Source organism: Methanosarcina sp. UBA5 (genome assembly GCF_002505485.1).
Lineage (GTDB): Archaea > Halobacteriota > Methanosarcinia > Methanosarcinales > Methanosarcinaceae > Methanosarcina.
The window spans coordinates 1-9172 of sequence record NZ_DAVG01000047.1 but is presented as its reverse complement, the minus strand read 5'-3'; the positions used below and the strand labels follow the sequence as shown (position 1 = coordinate 9172).

The window sequence follows — 9172 nt, the reverse complement described above, 5'->3', positions numbered from 1 at the left end:
TCCTTTTTTATCATTTATTCTCCTAATTGAGAACTACCTATGATATGAGATACAAACATAATAAACTTTTTAAATTATATCATAATGTTAAAGATCTTAAAATTATAAGATAAAAAAAGTAATCTTCTAAATTTTAACTTTAAACTAATAATTGAAAAAAATGCAGTAAGAAAACCATAGGCAATATTAATGGTTCCGTTGCAAAAAAATCATAATAAGCGTGTAAATCTATTAATGATGAACAAAAGTCAAAAATATCCAATGGAAATATATCAATATTATGGAACTAGTCCAAATAATTGATTAATGCATTTTGCTTCCTCAAGAGCAGAATAATTAAAATTTTTGATTTGCCCTTTTTTAACAATATTCATAGCTTCAATTCCTTTCAAAATCTTACTTGCAGAACAAAAATCCTGAAAACCTAGCATTGGAGCAATTATTCGCTTTATAGACCTATGATCTTGTTCTATAATGTTGTTCAAATACTTAACTTGTCTAATTTCAACATTTTCAGACAAGTTCTTTTCATTTTTCAGTTCATTTATGGCAATAGGATAAGCTGGATTCTTATCAACTGTTATTACTCTCGGCATTTGATTGTGATTTAAATCCAAGGCTTTCTTAAGGAATCTCTTTGCAGCTTTTCTATTTCGTTTCGCACTTAGCATGAAATCAATTGTATCTCCATCTGAATCAACTGCTCTGTAAAGATATTTCCATTTACCTTTTACTTTGATATAGGTTTCATCAACTCTCCAAGAGTTATTAGTTGGTCTTAACTGCCTTCTTATCTTCTTTTCTATTTCAGGTGAATATTGATGTACCCATCTCATGATTGTTGTATGGTCGACTTTTATTCCTCTTTCTGTCATTATTTCCTCTAAATTTTTATAACTCAATGCATATTTTAAGTACCATCTTACGTTTAATAAGATGATTTCTCCTGCAAAGTGCTTCCATTTAAAGGAATTAGATAGCATGTCACTATCTTTGATTTCCTTTTTATTTTATTATATCCTTAGCAGATATTTTTTGCAACGGAACCAAAATTTCTATGCCTTTTTTAGTGGAATTAGGAATAGAAAATATTGAAAGTGTCTGCTACCTTCACACAAAGGGGCTGTACTCTCACGACTTCCCTAATTCTACTTACTATCTTGTTTTGCAACTTTTGAAATATAATAATTAATAACAAGCTTTGATGAAATTATCCCAGGGATTATACACAAATCGTCAGCTATATCTATAAAGACTTATAATATTTTTTAGGTTTTTAGGAGTTAAGGAAGTGTTTGACAATGGATTTCATCGACCAAATTAAGGTGTTAGCCACTAAAATCCCCAAGTTATCTGAAAGTATAAAAACTGAAGAAGCCACAAAGAATGCACTTGTTTTGCCTCTTTTAAATATATTGGGTTATAACGTTTTTGATCCTACTGAGGTTGTCCCTGAATTTACTACTGATTATGGTACAAAAAAAGGTGAAAAGGTTGATTACGCTATTATGCAAGATGGCAAGCCAGTAATACTAATTGAGTGCAAAAACATTGATGCTGATCTTGATAACGAGTATGCTTCTCAATTGTTTAGATATTTTAGCGTGAGTGAGGCAAAAATAGGGATTTTAACAAATGGCATAGTGTATCGTTTTTATACAGATATTGAAGCCCCAAATAAAATGGATGATAAGTCATTTTTGGAAATAAACTTATTAGACGTTAAAGAGCCTTTGATAAATGAGTTAAAACGATTTAAAAAGGAATCATTTAATATTGATGATTTAGCAAACGTAGCTTGCGGATTAAAATACATAAAGGAAATCAAGCTGATTCTTGCAAATGAAATAAATTCTCCTTCTGAAGAGTTTGTTAAATTTTTCGCTAAAAAAGTGAATGACGGTCCTTTTACGCAGAGTGTTCGTGAAAAGTTCACTACTATTACTAGAAATGCTATTAATCAGTTTATTAATGACAGGATCAATGATCGATTAAAGTTCGCCATGTCTGAAGATACAGTCTCTTCTACTTTAGATAATGAAAATACGTCACCTGATCTCAACAACACCAACAATAATTTGAACGATATTGTAACGACTCAAGAAGAAATTGAAGGGTATTTCATTGTTAAATCTATTCTCCGAGAGAATATTGATCTAAATAGGGTGGCTATTAGAGACAAGAAGTCTTACTGTGGTATACTGTTGGATGACAACAACAGAAAGCCTATATGCCGCATGTACTTCAATACCAAGCAGAAATACCTAGGTTTATTCATTGATAAAAATGAAGAGAAAGTGCCTATTGAGGATTTAAATGGTATTTACAGTTATGCTGATAAATTGAAAGGCACGATTGATGATTATGAAAAAGTTAAAAACTCTTGATTGCGCCTTTTTTCTGTATTTCTTATATTTTACATTTTTTCAAAACATTCTATCATTCTCAGACTACACTTTCACAACTGTCTAAACTTGACCGCTTCCCCATAGTAAAGGTCAATTTACAGATAAAATTTCTCTTTTTGAAGAGTTTATTTATATACTCAAAGTTTTTTGTCCGGCTTTGTTGTAGAGTAGGTAAGTTTACAAATCTAGTAATTTTGTCAACTCAAAAGTGTGTTTTGCTCTAGTCACCTCTTAGATATTAAGTTTTTAAGGTTAAAATCATGGTGATTCCTGTAGATAGTTGACAAAAGTTCAGGAATGTAAACTGAACTATTTTTAAACTATTGAAAATTTTGAAGAAGCTTTTGCTTTTTCAATAAATACCTTTTTCTATACGTATGTCGAAAAAGCTCAGAAATAACCAAACCCCCTGAAAACATCAGATCTACAACATTCAACGGAATGAATACCCTTGGTGTGAGACTTGTATTTCCGATCTATGTATCAAGATGAGTTTACTTTAGTCCTACAATTTTTGAAAGATGCTGCACTCTGGCTTAGAGAAAAACAGATAGACTACTGGCAGAGCTGGCTTAACCCCCCAGCTGAGTTTGTCGACTGGATTAAGGAAGGGTTTGAAAACAAAGAATTCTATATGATTTGCCAAGCAAATGAAGCTATTGGATGCTTCCGATTACAATGGACAGATGAACTTTTCTGGGGGAACAGAGAAGATACTGCAGGCTATGTTCATTCGTTCACAATAACACGTCATTTAGCCGGGCAACATACTGGTGAGCGTGCTTTAACACTGATTGAAGATTATTGTCAACAGCAGGGAAAAGATTACCTACGGCTGGATTGCGGAAAACACGTGTCAAGGCTGTGTAAATATTATGAAGCATATGGCTTTTGCAATGTGGGGGAAACAATTGTTCAAGTAGAAAGCATGAGTTTGTATAAGAAAAAGATATGTTAGATAAACATAAAATCAGACTCTTGCAGTCAGATATTTCACCAAACAAACACTTCTACCTCTCTAAAACCCTAATTATGAGCCGGTAATAGGATCCAGAAACTTAATTCTTGGAGATGCTTCTGGCAATATGAGTGTATGAAATCTGATAAACACTGTAAAAACATTTAAATATTTTTAACACTGATACTTGTATGCAGACCTATTTCCTAGGTTTGGTCTGTAATTATAAGGGGCAGGTATTATCGTTTCACCCTGCTCCTCTCAAGCCCGTGGGTGGGGTTGGGCTCTCCCACCCATACCTACTTATTATTCAGTTCTATTAAGGCGGATGATGTAATTACTTCCCTAGTAACCGTTGATGATTATATTACTTATCAATTACATTTTTCGGTTATGTTATAGTTGCATTTACAGGATCTTTTCCGAAAAACTTTAGTTTAAACCTGTATAATCTTTTTATTAATTCAGTAAGTTGTATACTATTTCTATTACATATTCTGATATTATTTCTAATTTTTACTTAAATTGCTTACACATAACATACGTATACAGTTTAACGTTATCTTGTGTTCTCTAAAATCAAAAAGGAAACTTTTTAAATATCAACTTGATATGATTTTACGGTGTTTGGCAGTTGGTAGACCAAGAGGAAATTCACAATCAATGTATAAGCAATGATCCAAAAGAGCGTATACATGCATTAAAGGAGTTAAGACTTCATTTTTCAGACCTACCAAATAAACAACAAGCATGGAATGACTTGTATAGACTGACCAATGATGAAGACTGGAAAGTGAGGAAATATGCTGCCTCTGCTCTTTGTTCTGTATTTTCTGAAGTCCCAGATAAGCAACAGGCATGGGATGCTTTACATACACTGACTAGTGATGAAGATTTTCTTGTGAGATCCAGTGCTGCTGAAGCTCTTGGTTCTACTTTTTCTCAAGTCCCAGATAAGCAACAGGCATGGAATGGCTTACATAGACTGACAAATAATGAAGATATTGAAGTGAGGTCTAGTGCTGTCAAAGCTCTTGGTTCTGCGTTTTCTGACATTCCAGACAAGCAACAGGCATGGAATGATTTACACAGACTGGCAAACGATAAAAACATTAATGTGAGGTCTATAGCTGCCTCTGTTATTGTTTCTGCTTTTTCTGAATTGCCAAATAAACAACAGGCATGGAATGATTTAATTAGACTGACAAATGATGAAGACAGTGGTGTGAGGTATTGGGCTGCCTCTACTCTTGGTTTCGCTTTTTCTCAAGTACCAGATAAAAAACAGGCATGGAATGACTTACATAGACTGACCAAGAATGAATACCATTATGTGAGGTCTGGGGCTGTCTCTGCTCTCGAATCTGCGTTTTCTCAATTGCCAGATAAAAAACAGGCATGGAATGATTTACTTAGACTGACCAATGATGAAGACTGGAAAGTGAGGAAATATGCTGTCTCTGCTCTTGGTTCTGCTTTTTCTGAATTGCCAGATAAAAAACATGCATGGGATGACTTACTCAGAATGATAAGTGATAAAGACAGTGATGTGAGGTCTTATGCTGCCGATGCTCTTGGCTCTGCTTTTTCTCAAGCACCGGATAAACAACAGGCATGGAATGACTTACACAGACTGACCAAGGATGAAGATAGTGAAATGAGGTCTATAGCTGCCTCTGCTCTTGGTTCTGCTTTTTCTCAACTGCCAGATAAACAGCAGGCATGGAATGATTTACACAGACTGACAAATGATAAAGTCTATTTTGCGAGGTCTATGGCTGCCTCTGCTATTGTTTCTGCTTTTTCTGAATTGCCAGATAAACAACAGGCATGGAATGACTTACACAGACTGACCAAGGACGAAGATATTGAAATAAGGTCTAGTGCTGTCAAAGCTCTTGGTTCCGTGTCTTCTCAAGCACCAGATAAACTACAGGCATGGAATGACTTAATTAGACTGACCAATGTTGAAGATATTGGAATAAGTTATAGTGCTGTCTTTGATCTTGGTTCTGCATTTTCTCAAGTGCCAGATAAACAACAGGCATGGAATGACTTACACAGACTGACCAAGGACGAAGACAGTTGTGTGAAGTGTCAAGCTGCCTATGCTCTTATATATATGTTTTCTCAAGTGCCAGATCAGCAACAGGCATGGAATGATTTGCTTAGACTGACCAAGGATGAAGACGAGTATGTGAGGTCTAGTGCTGCCGAATCTCTTGGTTTTGCATTTTCTCAATTGCCAGATAAACTAGAGGCATGGAATGATATACATATACTGACAAATGATGAAGACAGTTCTGTGAGGCTTAATGCTGCCTTTGCTATTGGTTCTGCTTTTTCTGAATTGCCAGATAGACAACAGGCATGGAATGACTTACACAGACTAATAAATGATGGAAACGAGTTTGTGAGGTCTAGTGCTGCTTCTGCTCTTGGTTCTGCGTTCTCTCGAATGCCAGATAAGCAACAAGCATGGAATGACTTATGTAAACTTAGTAATGATGAAGACGAGTATGTGAGATCCCGAGCAAATCATTCTCTTGGAAAAGTCTCAATATTCATGGCTTCCCTGGCAGCAACAGATGAAGATTACAAAAAAGAGTTAGAAAAGGCAATAAAATTTTTCGAGACTGCAGCAAAAGAATCACGTTACTTTAATCCTGCTCAATTTTGCCTTCCTTTTTATCGCTCATTCCATACAATAATTTTCAAAAAACAAGAAGCTAGAGAAGAAGTAAATAAATATCTGGAAGAAGCTAAAGCTGCGATTCAAGGCTCAGAGAGCAAAAAACAGCTTTTTGAAGCGGTTGAAAATCTTGCAAACGCCTTAAAAGAAGTCCAAAACTTAGAAAAACTAGATTTAGAAGCAAAAAAAGGCGAACTCAATTATTATAGGAAATACTGTGATCATGCTGCAGAACTAATGAAATGCACTGACAAGAAAGCGCCGTTTGCTACAGAAGTTCTGAGAAAAGGACTACCTATTTTAGATAGAAATTTAAAAGAACTTCTTAACGAAATTCAAAAGAAAACAGAAGTAATTCGTGAGCAAACGAGAGGAACTCAATTTGAAAAATTGGGTAATGAATTAAATCAAAATAGTCAATTTCTTTTACCGATTAGAGATCCATTAGGATTTAAAAAACAAGTAACTATTATGCAGAACACAATGAGAGCTATCTGTTCTAAGTTTCCTGAAGGTCAAAAAGGTGAAGCATGTGAATTACTTAAAATGATGTATGTAGAATCATCAATTGAAGATAAAATACCTATTATGGTTAATATCTTAGGTAAACTCTCTTATCAACTTGATATAACTATCCAGTTAAATAGAATTGAAGAAAAATTGGATACGCAGTTGACTTACATAAACTATGATATCTTCAAAAACAAATTGAACTCCCATAATATTATTTCAAGCCTCAATGCCATGAAAATAGAATTGAAAAAACTAAACGAAATAGGGAGCTTAAATGTAGTCTCTATTAAAGAATTAAATTCTACGCAGGCTGAGAAGCTAAACGGTTTAAACAACAATATGCTAGAACGCTTCAATGAAATAAATCACATAATATCTGAATTTTTTAAAAAGAATGATAAATTTCACCAGGAATATTCTAAAAAATTGAATGAATTAAAACAATCAGATTATGATAGGATACTACAAAGATCTTCGGCATTTATTTCATTCATTGATTTTGTGATCCCTATGCTGATCACATTAGCTCATTAAAACAATTTATATATTTGTTGACGAAGTGGGAGACATTAAAAAGCAGTTGGCTGCTTGGGTTTTTTCTAATCTTCTTTTTCTTCTTTTCCATCTACTTACTATTTTCTTATACTGTTTTTCTTTCTCACTCTAACTTCTTTACTCTCCTGTTACGTAAATTTCGCATAACTTTCACATGCTGCATATGCCAACCGTATGCAATATGTGTGGCGTATATACATCACATATATGCGCGACTGCTGTATTCCCATACTAATTTTGAGCGGTTATTTTAAATACCGCTATCTCATAACATATTAATCTTTCGAAAAGCTTAAATACTTCAAAACTTATATTATATAATAAACATACGGGAGTGTTATTGTATGGTAACTAAAAAACTTTTAAAACTTAATAAAGAAGGCACCGTCGGAATTAGTATTCCTAAAAAATTAGCAGAAAAGCTTGAGTGGTCATGTGATGATTTCGTCACTATTACGCGAGTGGGAAACACTATTCACATTGTAAAAGTTAAAATAGAGTGATAATATGGCACTTGAAAACGATATGACCACCGAACAAAGTAGGAAAGTCACCTCACTAATTCGAAATGAGTGTTGTAATTTTGACAACGGCAACTGTGTTCTTCTAGATAACGGTGCTTATCACAAGTGCACGCAAGTGTCTAACCGTGAACTAGGCTGCGACTGGTTTTTAGAGGCTGTGCTGCCTTTAAATCAGGTTCTTGAATCTGAAGTTCTGCATTTTGATTCAGGTTTGAACATTGTGCAGAAAAAATGCACTGTATGTGGGAAGTCGATAACTGTTCAGTCAAACAGGGCGCAGTACTGCCCAAAATGCCTGATCAAAGTGAAAAAAGCACAGAATAAAGCACGGCAGCAAAAACACAGAGCTGATTCAAAAATGCACTGAGTTCCTGACAGGTTGTCACGCAATAGATAAACCTTACAGTGTTTACAGATAATGAAAATTTTTACGGTTTTTATTGAGCTAAGGTATTTACCTTAACTTGTCAAAACTTTTTCTGTTTCTTCGCTATAGTGAGAAAAGAAAAGCTCTAGCTGATTACAAGGAGGTTAAGCTGTGGTTATGACTCGCGATTTTTCACGAAAGATGTTTTTCGATTGCACTTTCTATACTAACTGTCAAAAGTTGAATTGTCCTCTTGATGCTACAATCTCAAAACTTGATGACCCAGAAAACGTGTGCAAGCTTTCAAAAGGAGTACGTGTAGCACTTGCACAAACGAACAGAGGAATCCTGAGATACGGCGGGCTTACGAAAGCTGAATTTGAACTCGAAATGAAAAAGCACAAAATTTGAAGACTCTTTTCTTCTCTTCTTTTTTGCTCTGCACTGTTCCAATAGACACTACAGCACCAAAACGTCAATATTTTCTTAGCCTCTTTATGTTAACTATATGGGGACGAGCAAAACTTGGCTTGCGTCGCCCTTAAAAACTTATATCGTGTTTTTGTGGCAGTTGTTATTGTTTAGGTGTGCTTTTAGGTCTTTGAGATATTTACATGTGCATGCGTTTTTGCTGCGCTGAATGTTACGCTAAATTCAGAATCTTGAATAATTAAGGTTTCTCAGCTTGAGAAGTCGATTTTCCTTATTCGGCTGACTTAGCCCTATTTTATTGTTAGACCTCCGTTTCGATGAAACAGCCAGGCAGACAGCAGGGCTTGACTAGCCTCGGCAGCACAGGCACACTTTTCACTCTCGGTGGGCTGAAACAGACAAAACGCGCTAGCTTTGTATATATTTGATTAGACACACGTCCATGTGCGCACCGACGCCGACGGTAAACAATACTAAACTCTCCGAAAGACGTGACTGACTAGTCAGTTAATATATTGACTGATTAGTCAGACCACGCTTAACAAACAACGGGCAACCATATAAACTGAAATTTCAGTGTTTTCTTAATAACTGATTGGAAGTGCACATAACAGTCTGTTGTCCACCAGCCAGTAGGAATTCCATTTCCCTGTCATGGTATTTATGTTTACCGAAAGCTTTAAATATTTTGCACGTGTATATATAGCTGTAACAGTTTGGTAG

The 9172-nt window shown here is 35.0% G+C and carries 7 protein-coding genes; 6 read left to right on the top strand and 1 reads right to left on the bottom strand.

Annotated elements, in window-relative coordinates; genetic code table 11:
* Nucleotides 1–278: 278 nt before the first annotated feature.
* The gene (locus BP621_RS04365; RefSeq protein ID WP_292388162.1) at nt 279–983 is read right to left on the bottom strand and encodes an IS6 family transposase; all 705 of its coding nucleotides are present in this window, start codon (nt 981–983) and stop codon (nt 279–281) included.
* A 318-nt stretch (nt 984–1301) separates the two neighbouring features.
* Here BP621_RS04365 and BP621_RS04360 point away from each other — a divergent pair, with 318 nt between their 5' ends.
* The 6 genes from BP621_RS04360 (at nt 1302) to BP621_RS04335 (ending at nt 8428) form a co-directional block, all read left to right on the top strand.
* Nucleotides 1302–2387 (top strand): type I restriction endonuclease, encoded by a 1086-nt coding sequence (locus tag BP621_RS04360; protein ID WP_292388161.1) that lies wholly within the window; start codon nt 1302–1304, stop codon nt 2385–2387.
* 499 nt (nt 2388–2886) lie between these two features.
* Nucleotides 2887–3366: a GNAT family N-acetyltransferase gene (locus BP621_RS04355; RefSeq protein ID WP_292388159.1), complete on the top strand. Its 480-nt coding sequence runs from the start codon at nt 2887–2889 to the stop codon at nt 3364–3366.
* Between the two features lie 634 nt (nt 3367–4000).
* Nucleotides 4001–7105 carry a HEAT repeat domain-containing protein gene (locus tag BP621_RS04350; protein ID WP_292388158.1) on the top strand — a complete coding sequence of 1035 codons (3105 nt, stop codon included), beginning with the start codon at nt 4001–4003 and terminating at the stop codon, nt 7103–7105.
* Between the two features lie 365 nt (nt 7106–7470).
* A complete protein-coding gene (locus BP621_RS04345; RefSeq protein WP_292388157.1) occupies nt 7471–7629 on the top strand; it encodes a hypothetical protein in 159 nt (52 codons plus the stop codon).
* Nucleotides 7630–7633: 4 nt separating this feature from the next.
* Nucleotides 7634–8017 carry a cysteine-rich VLP protein gene (locus BP621_RS04340; RefSeq protein WP_292388156.1) on the top strand — a complete coding sequence of 128 codons (384 nt, stop codon included), beginning with the start codon at nt 7634–7636 and terminating at the stop codon, nt 8015–8017.
* Between the two features lie 177 nt (nt 8018–8194).
* Nucleotides 8195–8428, top strand: a complete 234-nt coding sequence (locus BP621_RS04335) for a hypothetical protein (RefSeq protein WP_292388155.1) — start codon at nt 8195–8197, stop codon at nt 8426–8428.
* The last annotated feature ends 744 nt before the right edge of the window (nt 8429–9172 follow it).